This window comes from Wolbachia endosymbiont (group B) of Germaria angustata (genome assembly GCF_964026725.1).
GTDB lineage: Bacteria > Pseudomonadota > Alphaproteobacteria > Rickettsiales > Anaplasmataceae > Wolbachia > Wolbachia pipientis_C.
Genome location: NZ_OZ034691.1, coordinates 979,324 through 1,004,203 on the forward strand (window position 1 = coordinate 979,324; position 24,880 = coordinate 1,004,203).

26 protein-coding genes and 1 tRNA gene are annotated in these 24,880 nt (G+C 33.2%); 22 read left to right on the top strand and 5 right to left on the bottom strand.

Annotated features, from left to right (window positions below):
- The first annotated feature begins 6 nt into the window (after positions 1-6).
- From AAGD63_RS04735 to AAGD63_RS04745, 3 genes are read left to right on the top strand one after another with little or no spacing between them, the layout of a single operon-like run.
- A complete protein-coding gene (locus AAGD63_RS04735; RefSeq protein WP_341813211.1) occupies positions 7-1,659 on the top strand; it encodes a 30S ribosomal protein S1 in 1,653 nt (550 codons plus the stop codon).
- A gap of 19 nt (positions 1,660-1,678) precedes the next feature.
- Positions 1,679-1,957 (top strand): HU family DNA-binding protein, encoded by a 279-nt coding sequence (locus AAGD63_RS04740; RefSeq protein ID WP_006014469.1) that lies wholly within the window; start codon positions 1,679-1,681, stop codon positions 1,955-1,957.
- 43 nt (positions 1,958-2,000) lie between these two features.
- Complete coding sequence (locus AAGD63_RS04745) at positions 2,001-2,318, top strand: cell division protein ZapA (RefSeq protein ID WP_010404232.1); 318 nt, start codon at positions 2,001-2,003, stop codon at positions 2,316-2,318.
- Here the strand turns inward: AAGD63_RS04745 and AAGD63_RS04750 are convergent.
- A complete protein-coding gene (locus AAGD63_RS04750) occupies positions 2,296-2,562 on the bottom strand; it encodes a succinate dehydrogenase assembly factor 2 (protein ID WP_010404229.1) in 267 nt (88 codons plus the stop codon). The genes AAGD63_RS04745 and AAGD63_RS04750 overlap by 23 nt on opposite strands.
- Before the next feature lie 99 nt (positions 2,563-2,661).
- On the opposite strand from AAGD63_RS04750, the gene rseP reads away from it, so the two are divergent.
- The 8 genes from rseP (at position 2,662) to ffh (ending at position 14,144) form a co-directional block, all read left to right on the top strand.
- Positions 2,662-3,777 carry an RIP metalloprotease RseP gene (rseP, locus tag AAGD63_RS04755; RefSeq protein ID WP_341813212.1) on the top strand — a complete coding sequence of 372 codons (1,116 nt, stop codon included), beginning with the start codon at positions 2,662-2,664 and terminating at the stop codon, positions 3,775-3,777.
- 7 nt (positions 3,778-3,784) lie between these two features.
- Entirely contained in the window at positions 3,785-6,115 is a 2,331-nt protein-coding gene (bamA, locus tag AAGD63_RS04760; protein ID WP_341813213.1) for an outer membrane protein assembly factor BamA, read from the top strand.
- Positions 6,116-6,676, top strand: a complete 561-nt coding sequence (locus AAGD63_RS04765) for an OmpH family outer membrane protein (RefSeq protein WP_052264996.1) — start codon at positions 6,116-6,118, stop codon at positions 6,674-6,676.
- Positions 6,677-6,680: 4 nt separating this feature from the next.
- The gene (gene fabZ / locus AAGD63_RS04770; protein ID WP_341813214.1) at positions 6,681-7,112 is read left to right on the top strand and encodes a 3-hydroxyacyl-ACP dehydratase FabZ; all 432 of its coding nucleotides are present in this window, start codon (positions 6,681-6,683) and stop codon (positions 7,110-7,112) included.
- A 45-nt stretch (positions 7,113-7,157) separates the two neighbouring features.
- Positions 7,158-10,151 (top strand): FAD-dependent oxidoreductase, encoded by a 2,994-nt coding sequence (locus AAGD63_RS04775; protein WP_341813215.1) that lies wholly within the window; start codon positions 7,158-7,160, stop codon positions 10,149-10,151.
- An 85-nt stretch (positions 10,152-10,236) separates the two neighbouring features.
- Positions 10,237-10,638: a hypothetical protein gene (locus AAGD63_RS04780; RefSeq protein WP_264330826.1), complete on the top strand. Its 402-nt coding sequence runs from the start codon at positions 10,237-10,239 to the stop codon at positions 10,636-10,638.
- A gap of 618 nt (positions 10,639-11,256) precedes the next feature.
- Positions 11,257-12,816 carry a proton-conducting transporter membrane subunit gene (locus AAGD63_RS04785; protein WP_341813216.1) on the top strand — a complete coding sequence of 520 codons (1,560 nt, stop codon included), beginning with the start codon at positions 11,257-11,259 and terminating at the stop codon, positions 12,814-12,816.
- Positions 12,801-14,144 carry a signal recognition particle protein gene (gene ffh, locus AAGD63_RS04790; RefSeq protein WP_341813217.1) on the top strand — a complete coding sequence of 448 codons (1,344 nt, stop codon included), beginning with the start codon at positions 12,801-12,803 and terminating at the stop codon, positions 14,142-14,144. The genes AAGD63_RS04785 and ffh overlap by 16 nt, the downstream gene beginning before the upstream one ends.
- Positions 14,145-14,423: 279 nt before the next feature.
- Here the strand turns inward: ffh and AAGD63_RS04795 are convergent, their stop codons facing one another.
- The gene (locus tag AAGD63_RS04795; protein WP_341813218.1) at positions 14,424-15,125 is read right to left on the bottom strand and encodes an ABC transporter ATP-binding protein; all 702 of its coding nucleotides are present in this window, start codon (positions 15,123-15,125) and stop codon (positions 14,424-14,426) included.
- Positions 15,118-15,900 (bottom strand): ABC transporter permease, encoded by a 783-nt coding sequence (locus AAGD63_RS04800; protein ID WP_341813219.1) that lies wholly within the window; start codon positions 15,898-15,900, stop codon positions 15,118-15,120. Before AAGD63_RS04800 ends, AAGD63_RS04795 begins: the two co-directional genes overlap by 8 nt.
- 231 nt (positions 15,901-16,131) lie before the next feature.
- Between AAGD63_RS04800 and rpmF the strand changes: the two genes are divergently transcribed.
- The 4 genes from rpmF (at position 16,132) to AAGD63_RS04820 (ending at position 18,525) form a co-directional block, all read left to right on the top strand.
- The gene (gene rpmF, locus AAGD63_RS04805; RefSeq protein WP_006014434.1) at positions 16,132-16,314 is read left to right on the top strand and encodes a 50S ribosomal protein L32; all 183 of its coding nucleotides are present in this window, start codon (positions 16,132-16,134) and stop codon (positions 16,312-16,314) included.
- A gap of 8 nt (positions 16,315-16,322) precedes the next feature.
- Complete coding sequence (plsX, locus tag AAGD63_RS04810; RefSeq protein ID WP_006014431.1) at positions 16,323-17,360, top strand: phosphate acyltransferase PlsX; 1,038 nt, start codon at positions 16,323-16,325, stop codon at positions 17,358-17,360.
- Positions 17,353-18,309: a beta-ketoacyl-ACP synthase III gene (locus AAGD63_RS04815; RefSeq protein WP_264330822.1), complete on the top strand. Its 957-nt coding sequence runs from the start codon at positions 17,353-17,355 to the stop codon at positions 18,307-18,309. Before plsX ends, AAGD63_RS04815 begins: the two co-directional genes overlap by 8 nt.
- 142 nt (positions 18,310-18,451) lie before the next feature.
- Positions 18,452-18,525: transfer RNA gene (locus AAGD63_RS04820), tRNA-Arg, on the top strand.
- Between the two features lie 8 nt (positions 18,526-18,533).
- Here the strand turns inward: AAGD63_RS04820 and AAGD63_RS04825 are convergent.
- Together AAGD63_RS04825 and AAGD63_RS04830 are read right to left on the bottom strand one after the other, a co-directional pair.
- Positions 18,534-19,484 carry a complex I NDUFA9 subunit family protein gene (locus AAGD63_RS04825; RefSeq protein ID WP_341813220.1) on the bottom strand — a complete coding sequence of 317 codons (951 nt, stop codon included), beginning with the start codon at positions 19,482-19,484 and terminating at the stop codon, positions 18,534-18,536.
- Between the two features lie 48 nt (positions 19,485-19,532).
- Positions 19,533-20,909: a UDP-N-acetylmuramoyl-tripeptide--D-alanyl-D-alanine ligase gene (locus tag AAGD63_RS04830; protein ID WP_341813221.1), complete on the bottom strand. Its 1,377-nt coding sequence runs from the start codon at positions 20,907-20,909 to the stop codon at positions 19,533-19,535.
- 184 nt (positions 20,910-21,093) lie between these two features.
- Between AAGD63_RS04830 and AAGD63_RS04835 the strand changes: the two genes are divergently transcribed.
- From AAGD63_RS04835 to mdh, 7 genes are read left to right on the top strand one after another with little or no spacing between them, the layout of a single operon-like run.
- Complete coding sequence (locus AAGD63_RS04835) at positions 21,094-21,828, top strand: hypothetical protein (protein WP_341813222.1); 735 nt, start codon at positions 21,094-21,096, stop codon at positions 21,826-21,828.
- A gap of 3 nt (positions 21,829-21,831) precedes the next feature.
- Positions 21,832-22,113, top strand: coding sequence for a hypothetical protein (locus tag AAGD63_RS04840; protein ID WP_341813223.1), 282 nt, complete (start codon positions 21,832-21,834; stop codon positions 22,111-22,113).
- 6 nt (positions 22,114-22,119) lie between these two features.
- Positions 22,120-22,488, top strand: coding sequence for an HIT domain-containing protein (locus AAGD63_RS04845; protein WP_006014413.1), 369 nt, complete (start codon positions 22,120-22,122; stop codon positions 22,486-22,488).
- Positions 22,489-22,505: 17 nt separating this feature from the next.
- Positions 22,506-22,859 carry an NADH-quinone oxidoreductase subunit A gene (locus tag AAGD63_RS04850; protein ID WP_006014410.1) on the top strand — a complete coding sequence of 118 codons (354 nt, stop codon included), beginning with the start codon at positions 22,506-22,508 and terminating at the stop codon, positions 22,857-22,859.
- Entirely contained in the window at positions 22,850-23,353 is a 504-nt protein-coding gene (locus AAGD63_RS04855) for a NuoB/complex I 20 kDa subunit family protein (RefSeq protein WP_264330817.1), read from the top strand. Before AAGD63_RS04850 ends, AAGD63_RS04855 begins: the two co-directional genes overlap by 10 nt.
- Before the next feature lies 1 nt (position 23,354).
- Positions 23,355-23,930, top strand: coding sequence for an NADH-quinone oxidoreductase subunit C (locus AAGD63_RS04860; RefSeq protein ID WP_341813224.1), 576 nt, complete (start codon positions 23,355-23,357; stop codon positions 23,928-23,930).
- Positions 23,931-23,933: 3 nt separating this feature from the next.
- Positions 23,934-24,878, top strand: coding sequence for a malate dehydrogenase (gene mdh, locus AAGD63_RS04865; RefSeq protein ID WP_341813225.1), 945 nt, complete (start codon positions 23,934-23,936; stop codon positions 24,876-24,878).
- Positions 24,879-24,880 lie beyond the last annotated feature (2 nt).

A 24,880-nucleotide genomic window follows, 5' to 3' on the forward strand; every position in this document is an offset into this window, starting at 1 on the left:
GTTCTAATGAAGTTAAAATTAAAAGGTATGGAAAGTACAGTTGCTATCAAGAGACTATTATCAAATAGGTTCATAGAAGAGATATTTCAAGATCAATTTGATAATCAAGATAATGACTTTTGTGAAGATTCTTTTGCTAACAAAATCAAAGAAGGAGATGTGGTAGAAGGTATAATCACAAGAAGAAATTCTAATGACATTGTGGTTGATGTTGGTTTAAAGTCAGATGGAAGAATTCTGATTAAGGAGCTCAGTTGTAATGATGATATCACTGTTGGCTCGAAAATTAGAGTTTATGTTGAAAGAATTGAAGATTACCATGGTAATGTTGTTCTTAGTCGTGAGAAAGCAATCAGAGACGAAAAATGGAATACATTGGAAGAAAGCGCAGTTACAAAAGATGAAGTAACAGGAATCATTAAACGCTCAATTAAATGCGGTTTTATTGTTGGTCTTGGTGATGGAATAAGTGCGTTTTTACCGCTGAGTCATGTGGATTTGAAGCAAATAAAAGATGCTAATCACCTTATTGAAACTGAACAAAAATTCATCGTGCTTAAAATGGATAAGAAGCAGGGGAATATTGTAGTATCAAGAAAGCTGGTATTAGAGAAATTGCATGTTGGTGAAAAAATTAAGTTTTTAGAATCTTTAAATGAAGGTGATGTAGTAGAAGGCAAAATAAAAAGCATCACTAACTACGGTGCATTTGTTGGCATTCATGAATCAGATACAGTGGGAGTTATAGATGGGCTGCTACATATTACAGATATCTCTTGGAGTAATGTAAGTCATCCATCTGCAATTTTTTCTTGTGGTCAGCATATAAAAACTAAAATTATAAAAATAGATAGAGAAAATGGAAAAATCTCCCTGGGTGTAAAACAATTAGAAGCCAATCCTTGGCAAGATCTAGAGTCAAAATGTCCAATTAACAGCGTACACAAAGGATGTGTAACGGGTATAAAAGATTGTGGATTCATTGTTGAGATTAAACCTGGGATTGCGGGTTTGGTACACTCATCAGAAATAACTTGGAGCAAGAGTAATTTACCAATTAGTAGTTTTGTAACAATAGGACAAGAAGTGGATGTAAAAATTCTCGGTATTGACATTATTAAAAATAAGATGAGTTTAAGCACAAAAAGGTGCGTAGAGAATCCTTGGCAAGTATTTATTGATAAATATCCTCTTGGTTCTATTGTTTCTGGTAAAGTTAAAAGCAACAATGGTTCACAAATATCTGTGACTTTTGATGATTCTGAGATATCTGAGGATGTAGAAGGAACAATTTATATGCAAAATCTAAGTTGGTCCAAAAACAATTCAGATGAAATAAAAAAGTATAATGTAGGTGATGAAATAGAAGCAAAAGTGATAAGGGCTAACGTAGATCGAACAAGAATTTATCTTGGATTAAAGCAAATAGAGTATGATCCTCTTGAAGAACTGATAGAGAAAGTTAAAGTAGGGGATAAAATGCAGGTTACTGTAAATAAGAGAGAGGAAAATGGTCTAATCGTTGAAATTGAGAACAATGTAACCCTTTTAGTAGATCAAGAGCATTTACCAGAAAATAAAAAGTTTTCTATATCAGAAAAAATACAAGTGGAAGTAGTAGGTGTTGAAAAATATAATATCATATTATCTGCCAAATAACTTCTTGTGCTTCATATAAATGGCAACGAAATCTGATATAACAGCAAGAGTGGCAAAAAAACACCTTTTGTTAGATAAGGTCATTATAGCAGCCATAGTTGATATTTTTTTTCAAGTGTTTTCAAACACGTTGAAATATCATAATAGAGTTGAAATCAGGGGGTTTGGTTCTTTTTCAATTAGAAGCTATAACTTGAAAGAAGCAAGTAATTTGACGTCACAGAAGGTTGCAAAACATCAATACTTTAAAACTTATTTTCGTAGCAGTAAAAAGTTATCCCTCTTGATAAATGAATGAAAATCTATATTGTAGATTTGAAAGTTGTACAATACAGCATCATATGCAAGTAGTAGAAATAGTTATACATAATAACACATATAAAATATCTTGCGAAAGTAAAAAGAAGGACCATTTATTACAACTTGCTAATAGCTTCAACAAGCTAGTTAGCTCCATATCTCAAAGAACTGGAGGTAAGGGCTCAGATGCATTAAATTTCTTACTTGCAGCATTGACTCTCGAAGACAAAATTTTAGAATTAACAAAGCGATTAGACGAAATAAATCAAGAATGCAAAAAGTATAGGGAGGAAAAAAGAGTAGAATATGCTGAAGTATTAGATAGGGTAAACAAGATTATTGGGTGCATAAGTGATTAAAGCAAGCAATCAAATCAACTACCTCACTACTCAAATCAGGGGGGAGAAGTTTCTTACGAGTTATGTAACAATATAATTCGCAATCATCAAGATCAACTATTTTTTCGTATTCAATTAGTTCACTTAAGGAAAATTTATCAAGATATTTCAATGCAAAATGCCCTAAAAGTATATCAGTTTCTTTACAACCCCTATGCCAACTCCTATACATCAGTTTTCTTCTTAATAAGGAGATATCTATCATTGTCATTAAACTTTTTTTTAATTTAAAGACTAAACTAAATACTTGTCAAGCAAGGCGCATTTTAATATACTCAACGTTTGATTAAGATTTAAAACATAGGTGGAATTAATTTCTCATCAACTTAGCGCTGGAATATATTATTTTTTATCGTTTTCTTTAATAATTTCTATCATAGTATTCGTGCATGAATGTGGGCATTATATTGTCGCTAAAGCATGCAAGGTTAAAGTTGAATCTTTTTCTATAGGCTTTGGTCCTGAAATTTTTGGTTTTAACGACAAGTCTGGAACTAGATGGAAATTAAGTGCCTTTCCATTGGGTGGCTACGTTAAAATGTTAGGGGATACTAATGCAGCAAGCGTTCCTGTTGATCAACAAAAATTAACTGAAGAAGAAAAATTATACTCATTCCATACAAAACCTCGATATCAAAAAGCAGCAATAGTTTTTGCAGGGCCTTTTGCAAACATGATATTTACCGTTATAGCTTTCACAATATTTTTCAGCGTGGCAGGTTATTATCGTACTCCACCAGTAATTGGTAATGTAATTGAAGAAAGTGCAGCAAAGCAAGCTGGCCTATTACCAGGTGACACTATTACACAGATCAATGAGTACAAAATAAAATACTTTGAAGATATTTCACGCGTGATAATGTCCAACCCTGAAACAAGAATAGAAATTAAGTATAGCAGAAATAACGAAGAGTACAGAACTATTCTAACTCCGTTTATAGTTGAGGATAGAGATGTCTTTGGTAACATAATAGAAAGAAAAACTATAGGAATTACCTCAATTAATATGATAGGATTAAAACAGTCATCTTTTCTTGGAGCTGCTAGCCTATCAGTGAATGAAACCTACCACACTATGTGTTTAACAATCAAAGCACTCTTTCAAATTGTTTTTGGTAAAAGGAGTATAAATGAAATAGGTGGGCCAATAAAAATTGCAAAATATTCAGGGCAATCAGCTAAAAAGGGACTTATTATGGTTCTATATTTTATGGCAATTATTTCAGCTAATTTAGCTGCAATTAACTTGCTGCCAATACCACTACTAGATGGTGGGCATTTATTTCATTATATTATAGAAGCAGTTATACGTAGAGATTTGAGTTTGAAATATCAAAAATATGCAGTCACTTTTGGTGCTACCATACTGTTTTTGTTGATGGCAGTTGCAATCACAAATGATATTAGGCATCTTTTTTAAGATACATATGAAAAAGTTATTTCACATACTAATAATATTTATTTCTTTTCCCACTCTACTTGTTGCTCTAGAAAATAAAGAAAAAGTACAGATAAAAAATATTAAGTATATTGGCAATGAGCGAGTAAGTGATCAAACAATAAGGTTTTATACAAAATTAGAACCAGGTAGTCATATAAATGATGATGATGTAGATTCAGTTATAAAAGATTTATACAAAACAAAGTTATTTACTAGTATTAACGCCTATATCGATGATGAAAAAAACTTAGTAGTAAAAATTCATGAGAATCCATTGATTAACAAAGTAATATTGAAAGGCAATAAGTTATTTAACAGTAAAGAGTTGCTAAATAACGTTATCCAGTCAAAATCACTAACTATTTTCACTGAAACAAAATTACAAAACGATTTAATAAATATAGCTACTCTTTATAGGAACAGTGGTAAAATTGGTGTTAAAATTGCATATGAGCTAGATAAGCTTGGTAGCAATAGGATAAACCTAATTTTTAAGATAAAAGAAGGAAGAACGTCTAAAATTAAGGGTTTACGATTCATAGGTAATAAAAACTTTTCAGCAAATGAGCTAGAGCAAGTTATCAAAAGGCATAGCAATGATATATTTAGTAAGTTATTTAGAGCCATTTTTAAAAGAGGAACTCATTATTCACCTCAATATCTACTGATTAACACAGAACTGCTTGATCGCTTCTATTCATCTAAGGGATATATTCAAAATAATATCCAACCAATTGTTGAGGTTGATAATAACAACCAAATAGAGTTAACTTTTTTGATTGATGAAAAGCAGCAATACTTATTTGGAAATAATGAAGTTGATATTGAAACTGAGATTCAGGATTTAAGTTTAAGGGAAGAAATATTAGAATTTATCAAAGAGGAAAATAATCAAATATTTAATAGAGTTAAAATTAACAATACAGCAGAAAAAATCAGTAAACATTTAAACGAAAAAGGATATATATTTGCAAAAGTTAATCCAGAATATACACAACATAACAATATTGTGGATGTAACTTACAAAGTGCTACCAGGTAAAAAGATTTATATAAACCAAATTACCATTGATGGCAATGACCGCACTTTAGATAAAGTAATTAGAAGAAAACTTAGCATGGCAGAAGGCGACGCATATAACACATCTGAGATTCAAAAATCACGTAGAAAACTTATATATAGCGATTTTTTTGAAACAGTAAAAATAAATAGTTATATAGTGGATGAAAATGCAGTAAATCTTGATTTAAATGTCAAAGAAAAAAGAACTGCCTCGTTATCTTTAACAGGTGGCATGTCTCTTCCTGGTGGAGTATTTGTTAAAACCGATTTCACAGATCGTAATTTATTTGGTAGTGGTAAAGAGGTATCTTTTGCTCTTGAAAAAAGTCAATATGTTCTTTCTACTAGTATAGACGCTGTTGAAAATAATTTTAACGATTCTGATACTTCACTAGGCATGAGTATTTTTTATGAAAAACAAGACAAACCAAACACTACTTTCGATACCTGCAACTGGGGAGGAATAGCAAAAGTATCATATAAAATCTCAGAAAATCTAACCAATTCCTTTCAATATTCTTATAAGTATAATCACATACACATGGACAATAAGGGTGGAAAAGATGAGGATATCTCTGAGATAATAAGAGATCAAGAAGGTGAGTATCAGGTTTCATCAGTGGGATACACGTTAGCGTACAATAAACTGGATAACCTCTATACTCCTAAAGAGGGATATTTATTGCGTTTAAGTCAGGATATTTCAGGATTATGGGGAAATGTAAATTTCCTAAAATCTGAATTCTTATCTTTTTATACACACCCTATATTAAGCAAAATTGATGATGATATAACATTGCGCTTTAAAGTAGCAGCAGGTCATATTTTTTCCTATACTAATAAAGAGCTCAACATTGGCCAGCACTTCTTTAAAGGTGGCAATGAGATTAGAGGATTTGACCTTTCCGGCATTGGACCAAGAGCAGAAGACAAAAATAAAAGCTCATTGGGAGGCAAAACTTATTTTAATTTAACACAGCAAGTAGATTTTCCACTATCTAAATTATACGACTATGCTGGTATCAAAGGCTCACTATTTGTTGACTATGCAACACTTTTTGGTTTAGATGAAAAGAAGGGATATAGTGGGAAATATTACGATAGTAAGCTTATAAGAGTATCACCAGGTTTTGGCTTTTCAATGCCTTCTCCTTTTGGTAGAATTAGATTAGATTTTGGGTTTCCTTTAGTAAAGGAAGCTTATGACATAATACCATCGACAAACGTTAAAATTTCTATTGAAGCGGGGATTTAAATGAAATATATACAGTTATTTACATCAGTTATTGCCTTAATTATTTCCTTATTTGTGGGGTATAAGTTTGTAGGGTATCAACCTCAGAGCACGCTTAATACAAAGGCTGCCATTATTGATAGTGATAAGGTTATCAATGAATCTCTGGCTCTGCAAAATATACAACAACAAATAAAGGAGCAGAATTCTAGATTACAGAAGGAATTTGAAAATGAGTTAGAAAAATTTAAGCCATCGAAAGAAGAATTTGACCTTTTGTCAGAAGAAGCAAAAAAAGAAAAGACAGAACAATTTAGTAAGCATACTGTAAGTGTTAGGGATAATTACGCTAAGAAAATGTCACATTTAGAAGAAAATTATAGAGAAGCAGTAGAAAGTGTCTTTAACAAGATAAAAGAAGTTGCTAAAAAAACAGCAGAAAAAAACAACATAGATTTGGTACTATTTATTTCAAAAAAGAATCAAGTTTTATACTCTATGGATGAAGTAGATTTATCGGATGTAGTATTAAAAAATGTAAACAAGGAAATACCCGAATTTGCTTTGCAAAACATTGAATAGACTTATGCAATGTAATATCAATGATATTATAAAAATACTACCACATTCTTATCCTTTTCTCTTAGTAGATAGGGTTATAGAATGCGATCCTGGTATGAGTATAAAAGCAATTAAAAACGTGACTTTCAACGAGCAATTTTTTATTGGTCATTTTCCTAGCCATCCGATAATGCCAGGAGTTTTGATAATTGAGTCTTTAGCTCAGGCATCTGCTATATGTGTTCTCGGTAAAAAAACAGTAGAAAATAAAGTTGTATACTTTATGTCCATTGAAAACGCAAAATTCAGAAAGCCAGTCACTCCAGGAGATACCTTAATTCTTCAATCTAACTTTGAAGGCTTGCGTTTAGGTGTATACAAATTTAAGTGTGTTGCATCTGTTGGAAAAGAAGAGGTTGCAGGAGCAACAATCTTAGCAAAACTGCAAGATAAATAAAATCTCCATCTATAAGAAACAGTATGTACACTGTATAGTATAAAGATGCAACTGAATTTCAAAATCTCATTTTCAAACTTATACACTCGTAGTGAATTAATAAAGTTAGATAAGGCGTTTTTGGAGTACATAAAATCGTGCGATGAAAGCTTGTTTTATTCATTAGTTGAAGCAAGAGAAAAAGCAGCTTCTTCTTCGATGTCATCCCAGTGTTCATCCCAGTGCTTAACACTGGGATCCACAAAACAAGAAGGATGGATTCCAGCTTGGATGAAAGATGGTTGTAATAGCCAGTTAATAATGGATCTCTCACATTTACTTGATGAATTTATTGCAAAATTTTTCAATATTGAAAAAGAAGTAGAAGAACTAAAGAAAAAACACAATGACTTTGCTGTAATATACAGATGCAAAAGATTATTTGTTCAGCGTTATGCATTGAAGAAATACACTGATGTAGCAAATATTGATTATGTCACTAACAAATTAAATAATTTCATTACTTTACCGACAACAGAAAAAAACTTTTCTGAGCAGGTAATGAGTTGGCTTGAAAATAAAGAGGATCACAAAGAAGAAATAGAACTTGCGGCTCAATATGCAGTTTGGAGAGTGAAAAATAAACAGAGTATACTATTTAGCATACATAAGAAAATTGATTACGAAAATCTCGTATCATTCTTGAAAAAAGAAGTAGACGAGGTTGAGGTTCTGTATTCAAATGAGGTGAAAAGAAGATATGGTTTTGATCTAACAAGCAAAAAGGTGAGTTTGAATAAAGCACTAGATAATGCTCACTACTGCATATTTTGTCATAAGCAAAGTAAGGACAACTGCTCAAAGGGGCTAATCAATGATGACAACACTTTCAAAAAGTCTCCACTTAGAGTTGAGCTGCACGGCTGCCCACTAGAGCAGAAAATATCAGAAATGAATCTGGTAAAAAGCGAAGGATACAGCATAGCAAGTCTTGCAATTGTGATGATAGATAACCCATTATGTGCGGCTACTGGACACAGAATATGCAATGACTGCATGAATTCGTGCATATATCAAAAACAAGAACCCGTAAATGTGCCAGCAATTGAAACAAGGATTCTAGATGATGTGCTTAGTTTACCGTATGGATTTGAAATATATTCTCTGCTTAGCCGTTGGAATCCTTTAAATTTTCAGCGTCCATTGCCAAAAGGAAACACTGGAAAAAACGTTCTAGTTGTAGGCCTTGGTCCTGCGGGTTTTAATTTAGCTCATCATTTATTAAACGATGGGCATAACGTTATCGCCATTGATGGACTAAAGATTGAACCTTTGATCGATAATTTACAGCTAATTAAAGATTTTGAACACGAAAAATTGAGTGAACGCACGGCAGATGGGTTTGGTGGAGTGTCAGAATACGGCATTACTTCTAGGTGGGATAAAAATTACTTAAAGATTATTAGATTACTGCTGGAAAGACGTGAGAATTTTGCACTTTATGGAGGCATTCGTTTTGGCAGCACGATAACTGTTGATGACGCATTTAACTTGGGTTTTGATCACATTGCCTTGGCACTTGGCTCTGGTAAGCCACGAATGATCAAAATAAAAAACATACTAGCCCGTGGAGTGCGCATGGCATCTGACTTTCTTATGTCGTTACAACTGACTGGCGCTCTTAAATTTGATTCTATAGCAAATCTGCAAGTTCGTATGCCGATAGTTGTCATAGGTGCAGGACTCACTGCAATTGATACTGCTACTGAAGTTTTAGCTTACTATCCGATTCAAGTAGAAAAATTTCTTCTTCGTTATGAAATATTGGTTGATAAGTATGGAAAGAAATATGTCGAAAAAGATTGGAAAGAAGAGGAATATGAACTTGCAAATGAGCTGATATCGCATGCACAATTGATCCGAAAAGAGCAAGAATCAGCAAAAAAAGAGAATAGAGAAGCAAAAATATTGGAACTAATGCAAAGTCTAGGGGGAGTGAAAATTGTATATAGAAAAGAGCTAAAAGATTCACCAAGTTATCGATTAAATAGCGAAGAGGTGCAAAATGCACTATCAGAAGGGATTTACTTTATTGAAAACTTAGAGCCGATTGAAGTTGTAACAGATAAATATAACCACGCTGAATCAATAAAACTAATAGACACAAAATCTGATGAAATCAAGCATATAAAAGCACGTTCTATTTTTATAGCAGCAGGTACTGAGCCAAATACAGTTATTGCAACAGAAGATAAAAAGCATTTTAAATTAAGTAACAGATATTTTACTCATTTGAATTCATCGGGAAAAGAAATAGATCCTATCTTTTCTCCTAAGATGCAGAATAAAGACAGAATATTAGTATATAAGCAAGGCAATAAAACAATTAGCTTTTTTGGTGATCTTCATCCTTCGTATAGCGGCAGCGTCGTGAAAGCTATGGCAAGCGCTAAGAATGGTTACCCTATCATTTCTCAGCTTTTGAATAGAGTTAATAGCTTCATTTATGTCACTCCGGCTAGAATCTCGGAGTCATATGCACAATTGTATGAATGTTGTAATATAAGAGTAACTTTCACCAAAAAAGATGTCATTCCAGTGTCAGCTATTTGCACGACACCACCTGCTATGCGAATTACCTACAAATTGCAGAATTTGCACACTAAAGCGTCACGCGCTGGAATAATATCAGAACACCTAGCTAACAAAGAATTTTTCAATAAAATCAAAGAGCAATTCACTGCAAAGGTTATAAAAGTTCAATATTTAACAAACAAAGTTGTGGAAATAGTGATCAAAGCACCACTTGCGGCAAAGAATTTTAAACCTGGACAGTTCTTTAGGTTGCAAAATTTTGAAACCAATAGCAGAAAAGCCAATAATACAAACCTTGCTATGGAAGGTATAGCAGTAACCGGCACTGAAGTAGACAAAAAAAAAGGATTTATTTCCACTATTGTGCTTGAAACTGGCGGTTCCACTAATTTATGTAAATGTTTTAAAAAAGGTGAACAAGTAATTCTTATGGGTCCAACTGGCAGTCCTACTGAGATTGGTTAAACCTATTTTGTACTAATTATACCATAATGTATATTATTTATTAATAAATCTATACTACAATAATGATTTTTATTAAGGTAGTATTATGACACATCAGTTAATATTCACACTTCCAAAAGAAAGCTACTCTATAGCTATAGGACCATGTTCTGCAAAAAGTAGAAAGTGTAAGGAGTTTATAGCAAAAAACGAAGACGTAGGTATGAAATTTCTTATTTCTACTAAAGATGATACTGGCAAAACAGGAAAAATGTCCCTTTGTAAAGATAATAACGGTCAAGATGAGTGTACAACATCCTACACAGTTCAATTTCCAGTAATTTATAATGATCTTTTTAATGATAGCTTGAGCTACGTAAGTGTTCTTTTGGATCATGATAAAGGACATTTAACTAGGATGCGCAATGAATTCGATAAATATAATATTGATTACACAGTTATGGACAATGATACAACACAGAATGTGTTGTCAGAGGTTTTTATATAATCTAATTTTCATTATACAGCTACTCAGAGCTCTCTTGGTTCCATTATCTCTACTCGAATGCCGTCATTACAGTGCTTGATACAGGGATCTATAGATAAACAATTTAATATTCCACTACGTGTTAGCGGAACCTATCTATATCATTATCCAAAAAACATAAAAAACTAAATTAACGAAGAATTCTTTAATAGAATCAGATATTGCGAAGAGCATAAAAGTCGAATGAGTGCATTAAAAACTGGCAGCTCCATTATATTTATGCAAATACTGAAGAGAAAGCGAGTAAATAACTCTCAACTGACAGACTTAATGAAGTTCTAGATATTAAAGTGATGCCAAACTTTATTTCAAAAAGTAAATAATTTACTAACGCTCGTGCACAAATTAAAAATAAATTATGCACGAGTGTAGCACAGTGAATTAGGAGTGCTATATTAAAGCTTACCTCACTATTAAAGCTATCGGTCAGATTAGATTAAAAACCTAATCTGACCGGTTTCTCTATAACCTTCTAAACCCTGATATAATTATATGGTAATTAGCTTAACTAGTGGTTAATATGCAAATTGATTTTATTTGTATGTTGAGGTAGCATAAACCATACTATTTTACATCATTGTGCAACTTTATAAATTTTTATTGCTACTTCTATTGACTACATTAATAGTGATAGTCCTAATATTACCTGAAAATTTAGGTACTACACTGAATTGCTCTCATCCAGTTCTAAATTTTGATTTATCTTTTCGTATCGTACTAATATCTTTTTTATCAGTTGCATTTTTAGCTGTTCTACCAGCACAAAATTTGACTTTTTCAGAGATGCTATCTTTTGCTGCTTACACTATTAGTTCACTTTATGCAGTTTTATCTGAACATATGATATTGGTTATAATATTCTGTGAATTAATGACTGTCAGTGCATTTTTTACTATCGCAGCTGGCTGTAGAGATAGTGGACCTACAATAAGGTACGCTTGTGTACACTTTTTCGTTGGAGTTATATTAATAGCAGGATTGGCACTTCAAAGCACTAACCTGATGATTTTGGGTTTATTGATAAACTGCGCTTGTTTTCCTTTTTCGTTTTGGATTGTTGATGCATATCCTGCTGCATCGCTACATGGCACCACATATCTCTCTTTATTTACCACTAAAGTCTCTTTTTTAGTGATGCTTTTACACACTTATAACCTATGGCAAGATTGTACTGAAATATTAGCGCTTGTAGGCGCCATCACTGCAATTTACAGCATTATATTTGCTTCTCTTGAGCAAAATATTCGAAGATTTTTATGCTATAACGTTGTAGGACAAATGGGCTTGCTGATTATTGCAGGAAGTTTGCTCAGTCCTTCGGAAAAAGCAATACCAATTTTGATACTGCATATAATCTTCTCTCTTGTTTATCAATCATTATTGTTTGTGGTCAGTAATTCGATTATTTTACAAACAAAAACAATTAGTTTTAATGGAGTGGGTAAACTGATGTCAGTGGAAGGCATGTGTGCTATAATCGCAATACTTACAATGGCTGCATTTCCTGGAACCGTTGGATTTATCAGTAAATCATATATCACAGCTGAAATTGAAATGAACACTGTTGCCTTAAAAGGGTATAAAAATTTATATAAGCTTCTAAATTTGCTGCTTCATTTAAGCGTGGGGCTAAAGTTTCTTTATTACTTATTTATTGCAAAAAGTAAGTCAAAACCTTTAGCAGAGAGGGGAGGCAAAATGACTATGATTATTTTAGCATTTATATGCGTAATCGCTGGCAATCCTTACTTACCTATTTACAATAAACCTTCGATTTTCGATTTTGTGTACAACACAAAAAATATTTTGTCGCAATTTAATTTATTACTATGTACCACTTTATTGTTTATTCCTTTACGCAAGTTATTTTACCCGAGAGTAAATTTTAAAATGGATGTTGATTGGACTTTTAGAGCTTTCATACCCTATATTGTCTTGCTGTTCAATCAACTGGTCCTTAAAGTGAGAGAAATGTCTGCCAATGTACTGCAAAACTTGACTAATTCACTTACTAGTTTATACTTTAATAATATTACCAAACTTAAAGAAGTGTTGAGTTATAACTCAGTGAGTTTTGTTTCAGTTTCTTCTCTCTTTTTAATGAGTATTCTACTAATGCTATTATGTTTAAATCGTTAACCGAAAGTTTAAATTCCGTATTTAGTAAACTGAGAGGAAAGTCAATCATTTCTGAAGATGATTTTAATCTTGCCATGCGTGAAATACGTATAGCTTTAATTGAAGCTGACGTTTCACTTGAAGTTGCGAAAAAATTCATCAATGACATTAAAGATAAAGTGATCGGGGGAAAAGTCATAAAAAGTGTTTCCCCAGCGCAAATGATAATCAAAATTGTGCAGGATAATTTAGTTGCAGTTCTCGGATCAGAGAAAAGCGACTTAAACCTAGCAACTAAACCCCCTGCTGTGATTATGATGGTGGGCTTACAAGGTGCAGGTAAAACAACTACCTCAGGAAAGCTTGCTTTAAAACTAAAAAAGCAAAAGAAAAAAGTGATGCTTGCCTCTTTAGACATTTATAGGCCTGCTGCCCAGAAACAACTTGAGGTGCTGGGTAAACAAATAGACGTACAAACTTTATCTATAGTAAGAAATGAAGGGCCTATTGCAATTACAAAAAGGGCACTAGCAGCAGCAAAGAACGATAATTATGATGTATTAATACTAGACACCGCAGGCAGGCTTCATATTGACAATAATATGATGAATGAGTTGAAAGTCGTAAAGGAAATAGCTTCACCTACAGAAGTTATTTTAGTAGCCGACGCAATGATAGGCCAGGATACGGTCAATATTGCCAAATCATTCAATGAGGTAATAGGTGTAACCGGCATTATTCTCACCCGTGTTGATGGTGATGCACGTGGTGGTGCTGCTCTTTCTATGAAAATGATCGCCAATTGTCCAATTAAATTTATTGCTTGTGGTGAAAAATTAAGTGACCTCGATGATTTTTATCCCGATAGAATTGCAAAAAGGATACTTAGCATGGGTGATGTTGTATCATTGGTTGAAAAAGCTGCTGAGATTGTTGGTCAGGAAGAAATTGATAAGTTACAAAAGAAAGTAAAAAAGGGTAAATTCGACCTAAACGACCTAGTGGGAATGTTAAAAACTCTGAGTAAAATGGATGGCATTAGCAACATAATGAAATTCATCCCTAGTTCATTCACAAAAAAGCTAAGTAGCAGTGTGCCAGATGACAATAAAGTGAAAAAATATATAGCCATCATAAACTCAATGACCGAAAAAGAAAGGCAAAATCCAGATATTTTAAATGGCAAAAGAAGACTTAGAATTTCTAAGGGGTCCGGAACAAGTGTAACTGACGTTAATCTTCTAATTAAGCAGTATAATCAAATGAGCTCTATGGTGAATAAGTTCAGTAAAATTGACCATAGTAAACTTAAAGAATCTGATTTGATGGATATGCTAAGCAGAAAGTAAGTCAGCAGGTAGTGGAATGAAATAAAATCATCAGTTGTAATTGCTGTTGAATAGTAAAGTATATTATTTTAGCGTGAAGTAATAAATTCAATAAATTTCTTCAGTTGGAATTGGCATGATAATAAAAATTGATACAAGTTACTTTATCTATATTTAATGCGCTGTTTTATAGCTAACACACTATACCACCGTAGCACTACACTAGTAACAGACCGAAGGTTATCGATATCTCAAGTTAGGCTAGTTACAGCATCCACAATATCGTTTGTAAACCTGTAGCTATATACAATAAATGAACTTTTTTATATATTCGTTATTAGTATTTTGTATTTCCTGAACAATTCCGTGAAAAATGATCTCCCCTTCATATAATACTGCTATTTTGTCAGCTATTTTAAATGCACTATGAATATCATGTGTAATCGTGATAATTGTAGGACGAAGATCTTGAGATAATTTTATTATTATCTCGTTTACTACATCTGACATGATTGGGTCTAATCCTGAAGTTGGCTCATCCAATACAATAATTTCTGGGTTGTGTGCAATTGCTCTTGCAAGTGCCACTCTTTTCTTCATTCCACCTGATAGTTCTACTGGAAACATGTCTGCTATGTTTGCTTCCAGTCCAACGTCATTTAACTTCTCGATTGCTAGGCGTTTTGCCTCCTTTATGTTGATATTAAAGCGTTTTTTATAATTAAAAGATATATTTTCCCACACTGTAACGTAGTCAAACAAAGCGGAATTTTGAAATAAGACTCCAAATTTATTTTTGCTTTTACTATTTATTTTAATAGACCCTGAGTCTGGTGTCAGTAATCCAATAATTATTTTTGTTAATACAGATTTACCACTTCCTGAGCCGCCAAGTATGACTAATGATTCTCCTTTCGATATATTGAAAGTTATGTTGTTTAATATCGTTCTATCATCAAAGGATAAGCTTAGATTCAATATTGATATTATGGGGCTATGCATGTATTAAAGTAATCAAGTAATTTGCTAAAATTATCAATATAGAGGATATAACAACAGTTGATGTTGTTGCAATACCTACTCCTCGTGCACCTTCCCTACAATGGTAACCGTAATAACAACTTGAAACAGAAATTATGGCGCCAAAAGCAGTCGCTTTCATTAGCCCAACAATAAAATCGTACATATTAAAGAATTGAGCTGTATATTTTATGTATATATTTAAATTGTGGTTAAATTCAAAGACTGCGGTGACATAGCCTCCAAATATTCCTATTAGATCTGCACATACTGTAAGTATTGGAAATACTATAACTGACGCTAGAATTCTTGGTACAATTAAATATTTGAAAGGATTGATGTCCAAAGTTGTAAGTGCATCTATTTGTTCAGTGATGCGCATCGTGCCAATTTCTGCTGCAATTGAGGACCCAACCTTTCCTACCATTATTAAGCTGATCAAAACTGGCCCTAACTCTTTAATGATAGTGATCGTAACAAGTTTAGGTACTACTTGTTCTTGATTAATCAATATACCACTTAAGCTACTCTGTAAAACTATCACTACTCCTATAAAAACTCCAGTGAGCCCAACAATTGGCAAAGAGAAAAAGCCTATCTCTATAATTTGTCTTGCCACATTGCTAAAATAATATGGAGGAATAAAGCAGTGGTATAGAGATTGAATAAAAAATACAAATGCGTTACCAATCCTCAACAGAAAGTTCATAAAGCATCTACCGATTATTCTAACGCTGTCTATATTAAAGGAACTCACTTTACATTTATCTTAGCTAAAATTAGTTTTACTGATTTTATTAAAATTTTTATTAACTTCGCCAGAGTATAGTCAAGATATGTCTTAAGTTCAATATACTTTGATCAAAATGCTTGAGTTTAAGTTTATAAGACTGAATTGTATAAGAAAACCTTACTTATTTCGCTATTTACTTCTTGTAAAAAACATGCTACTAATAAATTGTGTTATATAGTTGAATTGGAGTAAGTTTTGGCAGTTCCAAAGAGAAAAAAGTCAAAGTCAAGGCGTAATATGCATCGTTCTCATCATGCTATTAAGCCTAAGAATATTGTGGTATGTGCAACAACTGGAGAATTCATGTTGCCTCACAACATAGCAGTTGACAATAGTTACAAAGGAAAACGTGTTTTCATTAAACAAAAGGCGGAGTAACTCATGATATGTTACCCACGGTCAACAACAACATAGTTATCGCACTTGATGCTATGGGAGGGGATTTTGCACCTCTCTCCGTAATTCAGGGTGCTAGTTTTTTCTTGGATAATCTTGTTGACCCAGGTGTTGAAGTTTTTTTTCATATTTATGGAGATCAGAAAGAAATATCTCCTTTGCTTTCAAAATACAAAAAAGTAAGCGATAACTCCGAATTTACCCATTGCTCTGATAATGTTCTCCCAAATGATAAACCCTCTTTTGCACTTAGACATCGCAAAGATTCAAGTATGAAGGCAGCTGTTGAAGCAGTGAAAAAAGGTAAAGCTTTTGGGATGGTGTCTTCAGGCAACACTGGAGCATTGATGGCTATCTCCAGATTTATTTTAGGAACATTACCCAATATCTATCGTCCTGCTATTGCATCTGTCTGTCCAACTAAGACAAAAAGCTTTGCATTGCTTGATCTTGGTGCAAATGTTGACTGTAATACTGACTCATTATTTCAATTTGCATTAATGGGGAGTATATTTGCAAAAATAGCATTAAAAGTTGAAAATCCTGAAGTCGCTTTGCTAAACATTGGTACAGAAGAAGTGAAAGGTACTGACTCAGTAAGAGGAGCTTTTGAGTTACTCAAAAATGCTCCAAGTATTAACTTCAAAGGATATATAGAGGCAAGTGAATTTTTAGATGGTAATATAGACGTAATTGTTGCTGATGGTTTTGTTGGTAATGTAATGCTCAAGACAGCTGAGGCAACTGCTGGTACTTTTATCAGTCTAATAAAACAGGAAGTATTTAATTCATGGATGACAAAAATGCTTGTCGGCATATTGTTGAAACCCAAGCTAAATAAAGCATTAGAACGTTTTAATCCTAAAATTAGAAGTGGAGCTATGTTTTTAGGGCTAAATGGTATCATTATAAAGAGCCACGGAAATTCTGATGCTATTTCTTTTGCTCACGCTATAAAATTTGCAGTAAATGCAATCAGTGAAAATTTAAACCAGAAGATAATTAACGGGGTAAGTCATATTGAATAAAAGTTTCATATTAAGCACTGGTTCTTACCTACCAAAAAAAATTTTGAGTAATAACGAAATTGCATCGATAGTTGAAACAAACGATGAATGGATAAGGCAAAGAACAGGAATAGTTCAAAGACATATAGCAGATGAAGAAGAATTAACGTCAGATCTAGCTGTTAATGCAGCAAAAAATGCTATAGAAAAAGCGAAAATTTCAATAGATGAAATTGGTTTGATCATAGTTGCAACAACAACACCTGACAAAACTTTTCCTAGCTGTGCAACGATTATACAAAGTAAATTAAAGTGTAAAAACGCATTTGCTTTTGATGTACAGGCGGCATGCTCTGGTTTTATATATGCAGTTACAGTTGCTGATTCACTTATAAAGTCTAACGATAGAATTAAATACGCGCTTGTTATTGGTGCTGAAATAATGTCTAGGATTGTTGATTGGGAAGATAGGTCAACTTGTGTACTCTTTGGTGATGGTGCTGGTGCAGTGATAATGAAATCAGAAATGAGTAGCAGTAGCATTATATCAACAAACCTACACTCTGATGGCAATGTGGACTTATTATGTACAAACGGAGGAATATCCTCTACTCGTGATTCTGGAAAGATACTTATGAATGGAAGAGAAGTGTTTAAACATGCAGTAGAGAAATTAACAGCCTCAGTAGAGGAAACTCTAAAATGTAATAGTTTGAAGATTACTGATATTGACTGGTTAATTCCCCATCAAGCAAACATTCGTATTATTGAAGCAGTAGTAAAGAAATTAGATTTTCCTATAGAGAAAGTGATTAATACCGTTGATAAGCATGCAAACACCTCAGCAGCATCAATTCCACTGGCCTTAGACTATGCAATACAAGAATCAAAAATAAAATCAGGAAATCTGGTACTGCTGATTTCAATAGGTGCAGGCCTGACCTGGGGTTCTGTGTTACTGCGCTATTAGACTTCCTATTACCCACGCTTCTTTTTTCTCAGTTTTATCGTTACATGCTGTACTGACAAAGTTTTGAGATATTATCACAAACATTATATTCACAAGAAATACTTGACTTCACGTGTACTAAGAAGCATTTTATATATGATGTGTGCCCGTAGCTCAGTTGGATAGAGCAACAGCCTTCTAAGCTGTGGGTCGTAGGTTCGAATCCTACCGGGCACATTCTTCTATCAATGCTTTCTATAAATTTTCAAGTATTCTGGTACCACATTTTCAATTGCTAGTGGTCTAATTTTCATTGTTCCGAGATCATCTGACTTTTCGATTGAACTACTCATCATAACTTTCACCTGATCTCGAGTAAGTATAGGGCTTGCATCTCCGGTTATAGGTTTTAACAGCACAGAAACAACTTTACTTTCTAAGAAAAAGGCTATCAATCTTGCCATTGGAAAAGGTACATTGATCAGTAGACACTTTCTGTTAGTCACATTCAGAATAAACTTTAATAAGCTTTTAAAAGAGTAAACTTTTGGTCCACCTATATTATAAATTTTTTTATCTTGCTTATTAAAGCTGATAATACGGTATACCACTTCAGCTAAGTTTGTTACACATATCGGCTGAAACTTCGTTATTCCACTACCGATTAACGGCAAAAAAGGAAGAATTGTTGCTAATCTTGCAAATTTATTGAAGAAACTATCTTCTTTACCGAATACAAGACTTGGCTTAATTATTATTGCTCCCTGAAATGCTAAAGTTACAGCTTTTTCACCTTCTAATTTACTGTGGGCGTATCTTGACAGCTTCCTATTTTCTATTCCCATGGCAGAAAAATGTATCATCATGTATACACTTTTTATTTGCGCAGCTTTTGCTATTCTTTCAGCTACTCCAACATGAACGTCATAGAAATCGTATTTTCTTTTTTCATATAATATTCCTACTAAATTTATAACAACATCACACCCCTCCATACTTTCTAAAATTGATTTTTCATTAAAAAAATCTCCTTCAATTATTGATATTTGTCCTAAATTTCCACATAACTTCAGACAAGCAGCTTTTTCCTGATCACGAGTAAATATTCTTATTAAATACCCCGCCGCTGCCAAGCGTCTTACGATGTGTTTTCCTATAAATCCCGTTCCACCAAAAATAACTATACGTTTTATCACAGTTAAAACTTCCAATAACTTAACTTTAAATTAATACAATAGTTTTATTTAATATTCTATTGTGAATTCCTGCACTATAAGGTCCATTCTCATTCCATGAGAACCTTTAACTAAAATTACATCATTACCTTGAACAATATTAGCTAAATTACTTTTCAATTGGTTAGAATCATCGAAATGCATGCCTTTTATATTCTCCGGTAAAAGTTTATTCAATTCTAACATAAATTTACCAACTGTATGAACTTTATTCACATTTTGTTCTACTATAGAGTCAAGCAATTCTGTATGAAATACTATGCTTTCATTACCAAGTCCTAACATATCGCCAAGTAGTGCCACTTTTCTTAAATTAGAATATGTACCTAAAGTTCTTATTGCAGCCTTCATTGAAGTAGGGTTAGCATTATAGGAGTCGTTAATCAAATGTACTAATTTTCCATTGTATTTAGCTTGATGAACATTACCTCTACCTTCTGTTACAGTAAAATTCTCAAGTGCTAGTGGTAATTTAGATAAATCAAGTTCGAGACTTTGCAAAACTGCTGTAACAACTAATGCAGAGTATGCAAAATGTTCGCCTTTTACAGGTAAATTACAGTTCATAATTTGACCACTGTTCAGTTTGATTTTTAAATTTAGACCGTTATCGTCTCTTATTAGGTCTAACAAACAAACAGTAGCACTTTCATTCTTACCAAAGCTTACTACATTTCTGTTAGCATTTGATAAGAGATAATCATAATGTTCATTATCCTTATTCAAAACCAAAGTACCATTATTTTTCATACCATGTAGAATTTCTAATTTCGCTTGCGCAATATCAAGTAGAGATGAAAAATTTTCAACATGCGCAGGTTCAATGTTGGTAATAACTGCAATATCCGGATTGCTAATCTCCGATAACTCTTTTATTTCACCAGCTCTACTCATTCCTATTTCAAGGATTAAATACTGACAGTCTTCTGGCGCTTTTAGAATCGTAAAAGGCAATCCTATATTATTATTCAAGTTACCTTCATTTACATGAGATACTCCATAATGCAACAAAACAGTGTTAAGCATATCTTTTGTAGTGGTTTTCCCAACACTACCTGTAATTGTGATAACTTTAGCATTAACAAGAATATTTCTAATGCAATATGATGCCATATTATGCAAAGCTTTTAGAGTATCTTGCACAATAATTAGAGGAAAATTTCTATATTTATCTTCGCTTACTACCGCAGCAACAGCTCCTTTTAAAAATGCTTCATGTAGAAAATCATGCCCATCAAATTTCTTTCCCTTGAGAGCAATAAATAAATCACCTTTTTTTATGCTTCTTGTATCCGTTGAAATATTTGAGCTATACACCGAATTACAAACACCCTCCCCTCTTCCACCAGTAGCATCGATAATATTATTTGCGTTCCATTTTAACATAATTTATCTTTAAAGGTAATTTGAACAAGAAAAGCAGCAAAAATACTACATACTTTGGTAATGTACAAATAATGATTGCTATCTCTATAATTTCATCTTATAATAAATATACAAGCTTAAATGTTTTCGTCTATAATTGGGTGTATTTTACTATCTGATTGTAGAAAGTGACTTGGAGGTATGTATGGCAAAAGATGAGTTAAATAAAAAGTCTATTTTGGCTAGAATAAAAGGCGTGTTTTTTCTTGTGCCTAAAGCACTTATTTATCCTATAAAGAAACCGTTTGCTTCAATTGATGAAATGAAGCATGATGCTAAAGTTTCATTAAAAAAGGCTGTGAGTGATGTACCTAAAGAAGAAGAGAAATATGACCCACCTATAAAAACCACAGAAGCTAGTAAGTACCTTGGCATACAAATAACAAAACAAGAAAAAGGTAAGGTGAGTTTTTTAGCGTCAAGAACTTTAACGGGGGATATACCTTACTTGAGTCCAGAGAAATTAGATAAAATAAGGAAAGATCTGCCAAATATAACTATTTTTAGAGAAGAAAACAAAATTGTAATTGAAGTTGATGTTGAAAAGATTATTCAAGAAATAAAAGATAAAAATCCAGGTATAGATGAAAAAGTAATGAAAAAGTACGCTCTTGAAGGAATTTATAATAAAATTGATTGTGATCTCAAAAATTTGGCAAAAATTACTGGTGGAGAGTTTAAAGTTCACACAGACCGAAAGTTGCTGTATGATATTGCAGAAAAGTTGTATAGTGGATACGATAGTAAAAAGCAGCATTCAAAGGAAGTTGTAAGGCCCATGGATAAAGAAAAGTCATCAGAGAAAATTCTAAATAATTGGCAAAAAGCTATTAAACAAGATTTTGAAAGTTGCGAAAGCATAAGAGGTAGGGGGAAATAAATTATGGAGAGTGTTATGAAAGAAGTTAAAATAGAGGAAAGGTATCATAGCCTAACTATTCCTGGAGATATGTATCATTTACAACCAGAAGTTATTGCTGCAAGAAGGGCAAATAGAATAGAAACGTTTTCAAAAAGACACCAAATGGACTATGGGTCTGTTTTACGTAGACAAGATATACAGCTAAAAGACGTTTCAAGTCTTGAAGATGCTTCTAGCGAAGCAGCAATAAGCCCACCTTCTACACCAAATCATAAGCAAAATAGAAGAGGACCAGGAATTTAATAAAGTATGGGTAGTACAGCTTATGATGACACTAATATCTTTGCTAAGATATTAAGAGGTGAGTTGTCTTATGAGGAAATACACAAAAATGAAAATGTGCTAGCTTTTCGTGATAAGTATCCTGATGCACCAGTTCATATTCTAGTTATACCAAAAGCTCAATACGTTTCATATGATGATTTTGTTCTGAAAGCTTCCGAAGAGGAAATAGTAAGTTTTTTTAAAACTGTTAGAGAAATAGCACATAAATATAACTTAGAAAAAACAGGATATAGATTAGTTACTAATCACGGTAAAGATGGAGAGCAAGTTATACCGCACTTTCACATACATATTTTAGGTGGTAAAAGATTAGGAAAGCATGTAAATTCATAGTGTTATATGTTTTTTAAATGAGTGAATATTTAACCATATTAATTTTTATCTGTGTATCAATTGTAGTATCCTTTACTTTAGGTGTATTACCTATGTTTCTTGCAGTCAGTAACCCAGATGGTGAAAAGCTTTCTACATATGAGTGTGGCTTTAATCCTTTATCAAGAGCCAGAAAAAGTTTCGACATAAAATTTTACTTAGTTGCAATATTGTTCATAATATTCGATTTAGAAATTGCTTTTCTTTTCCCTTGGGCCGTTTCTTTATCTAAAATAAGCTATTGCGGATTTTGGTCTATGATGATATTCCTTGCAATACTTACTATAGGCTTTATTTATGAGTGGTGTAAAGGTGCGTTGGAATGGAAGTAAATTTATCTAATGGCGACTGGAATCGTTACAAAAAAGAAGGTTTTCTTATCACTAAATTTGGCGATTTAATAGATTATATAATGAACTGGGCAAGGTCTGGTTCATTGTGGCCAATGACATTTGGTCTTGCATGTTGCGCAGTAGAGATGATGCACACTGCATCCAGTCGTTATGATCTTGATAGATATGGAATAATCTTTCGTGCAAGCCCAAGGCAAGCAGATGTTATGATTGTTGCTGGCACGTTAACTAATAAAATGGCAGCAGCATTGCGTAAAGTTTATGATCAAATGGCGGACCCCAAATACGTCGTTTCTATGGGAAGTTGTGCAAATGGCGGTGGCTATTATCATTATTCTTACTCAGTAGTCCGTGGTTGCGACAGAATTGTACCAGTTGATGTATATGTTCCTGGATGCCCTCCAACTGCTGAGGCGTTACTATATGGAATGCTATGTCTACAAAATAAAATAAAACGAACTAAGAATATATAGCATGGATAAAACTGCAAAATACATACAAAAAAAGACTAAATGTGAATGTATTCAGAAAAATGATGGCACTATTGTAATATATTCAGCTTTGAATGAAATTGAAAATCACTTACTCTTTCTACGTGATGATGAAAAGTGTAGGCTTGAATTATTAGTTGACGTTTTTGGAGTTGATTACCCAGATAGAGAAAAACGTTTCGAGCTAATATACAATTTGCTCAGCGTTGTACACAATATCAGAGTACACATAAAGCTTCAGTTATGCGAAGGTGATATACCTCTAAGTGTAGCAAAGATATTTAACGCAGCTTCGTGGTTTGAGCGTGAAGTATTTGATATGTATGGAATAGAGTTTTCTGATCACCCAGATTTACGTAGGATTTTAACGGATTATGGATTCAAAGGTCATCCAATGTTAAAAGATTTTCCTCTCACTGGCTACGAGGAAGTAAGATACGATATAGAGGCAAAAAAGGTTGTATATAATACTATAGACTTACCACAAGATTTTCGTATGTTTGACAGCTTATCCCCTTGGGAAGGTAGTAAAGCCACAAAAGTAAATATAAAGGAGTAGAAAATGACAGCACAAAGAAAAAAAATATCTTTGATTGGTGCAGGAAATATCGGTGGGACTCTTGCCCATATGATTGCACTAAGAGAGCTAGGAGATGTTATTTTGCTTGATGTCAGCAATGGAATACCACAAGGTAAAGCGCTTGACATTACAGAATCATCTCCTATTGATCGATCTAATGTCAATATTACTGGTACAAATAGGTATGAAGATATAAAAAACTCTGACGCAATTATAATAACTGCTGGCATTGCCAGAAAACCTGGAATGAGCAGAGATGACCTTCTGCAAACTAATGCTGCAGTAATGAAAGAGATTGGGGAAAATATTAAAAAACATTCTCCAAACGCATTTGTAATAGTGGTTACCAATCCTTTAGATGCTATGGTTTCAGTAGTATACAAATCTTCAAGCCTGCCAACTAATATGATTATTGGTATGGCAGGAGTGCTTGACTCTGCTCGTTTTCGTTATTTTCTTGCAAGTGAGTTAAATATTTCTGTCGAAGACGTATCTGCTTTTGTGCTTGGAGGACATGGTGACACTATGGTACCACTAATCAATTATGCTTCAATTGCTGGCATTCCACTTACCCAAATCATTGAGATGGGTTTGATTACGCGAGGAAAAGTTGATGAAATAGTTGAGCGCACTCGTAATGGTGGAAAAGAAATAATTGATCTACTTAAATCTGGATCTGCATACTATGCTCCTGCATCTTCAGCCATAAGCATGCTAGAATCATACTTAAAAGATAAAAGGCGTATATTACCATGCGCTGCTTATCTTAATGGTGAATATGGTGTGAAAGACTTATTCATTGGTGTTCCTACTATTATTGGCAAAAATGGAGTTGAGAAAGTTCTAGAAGTTAAAATGAACGATAGTGAACAAGAGATGTTTTATAAATCTGTAAGTGCAGTAAAAGAGCTCTGTCAGCTAAATTAATT

What these genes read in the sequence shown, in the direction of transcription:
- AAGD63_RS04735 (WP_341813211.1), top strand. Translation starts at nt 7, where the DNA reads ATGAAGTTAAAATTAAAAGGTATGGAAAGTACAGTTGCTATCAAGAGA.
- AAGD63_RS04740 (WP_006014469.1), top strand. Translation starts at nt 1,679, where the DNA reads ATGGCAACGAAATCTGATATAACAGCAAGAGTGGCAAAAAAACACCTT.
- AAGD63_RS04745 (WP_010404232.1), top strand. Translation starts at nt 2,001, where the DNA reads ATGCAAGTAGTAGAAATAGTTATACATAATAACACATATAAAATATCT.
- AAGD63_RS04750 (WP_010404229.1), bottom strand. Translation starts at nt 2,562, where the DNA reads ATGATAGATATCTCCTTATTAAGAAGAAAACTGATGTATAGGAGTTGG.
- bamA (WP_341813213.1), top strand. Translation starts at nt 3,785, where the DNA reads ATGAAAAAGTTATTTCACATACTAATAATATTTATTTCTTTTCCCACT.
- AAGD63_RS04765 (WP_052264996.1), top strand. Translation starts at nt 6,116, where the DNA reads ATGAAATATATACAGTTATTTACATCAGTTATTGCCTTAATTATTTCC.
- fabZ (WP_341813214.1), top strand. Translation starts at nt 6,681, where the DNA reads ATGCAATGTAATATCAATGATATTATAAAAATACTACCACATTCTTAT.
- AAGD63_RS04775 (WP_341813215.1), top strand. Translation starts at nt 7,158, where the DNA reads ATGCAACTGAATTTCAAAATCTCATTTTCAAACTTATACACTCGTAGT.
- AAGD63_RS04780 (WP_264330826.1), top strand. Translation starts at nt 10,237, where the DNA reads ATGACACATCAGTTAATATTCACACTTCCAAAAGAAAGCTACTCTATA.
- ffh (WP_341813217.1), top strand. Translation starts at nt 12,801, where the DNA reads ATGTTTAAATCGTTAACCGAAAGTTTAAATTCCGTATTTAGTAAACTG.
- AAGD63_RS04795 (WP_341813218.1), bottom strand. Translation starts at nt 15,125, where the DNA reads ATGCATAGCCCCATAATATCAATATTGAATCTAAGCTTATCCTTTGAT.
- plsX (WP_006014431.1), top strand. Translation starts at nt 16,323, where the DNA reads ATGTTACCCACGGTCAACAACAACATAGTTATCGCACTTGATGCTATG.
- AAGD63_RS04830 (WP_341813221.1), bottom strand. Translation starts at nt 20,909, where the DNA reads ATGTTAAAATGGAACGCAAATAATATTATCGATGCTACTGGTGGAAGA.
- AAGD63_RS04835 (WP_341813222.1), top strand. Translation starts at nt 21,094, where the DNA reads ATGGCAAAAGATGAGTTAAATAAAAAGTCTATTTTGGCTAGAATAAAA.
- AAGD63_RS04840 (WP_341813223.1), top strand. Translation starts at nt 21,832, where the DNA reads ATGGAGAGTGTTATGAAAGAAGTTAAAATAGAGGAAAGGTATCATAGC.
- AAGD63_RS04845 (WP_006014413.1), top strand. Translation starts at nt 22,120, where the DNA reads ATGGGTAGTACAGCTTATGATGACACTAATATCTTTGCTAAGATATTA.
- AAGD63_RS04850 (WP_006014410.1), top strand. Translation starts at nt 22,506, where the DNA reads ATGAGTGAATATTTAACCATATTAATTTTTATCTGTGTATCAATTGTA.
- AAGD63_RS04855 (WP_264330817.1), top strand. Translation starts at nt 22,850, where the DNA reads ATGGAAGTAAATTTATCTAATGGCGACTGGAATCGTTACAAAAAAGAA.
- AAGD63_RS04860 (WP_341813224.1), top strand. Translation starts at nt 23,355, where the DNA reads ATGGATAAAACTGCAAAATACATACAAAAAAAGACTAAATGTGAATGT.
- mdh (WP_341813225.1), top strand. Translation starts at nt 23,934, where the DNA reads ATGACAGCACAAAGAAAAAAAATATCTTTGATTGGTGCAGGAAATATC.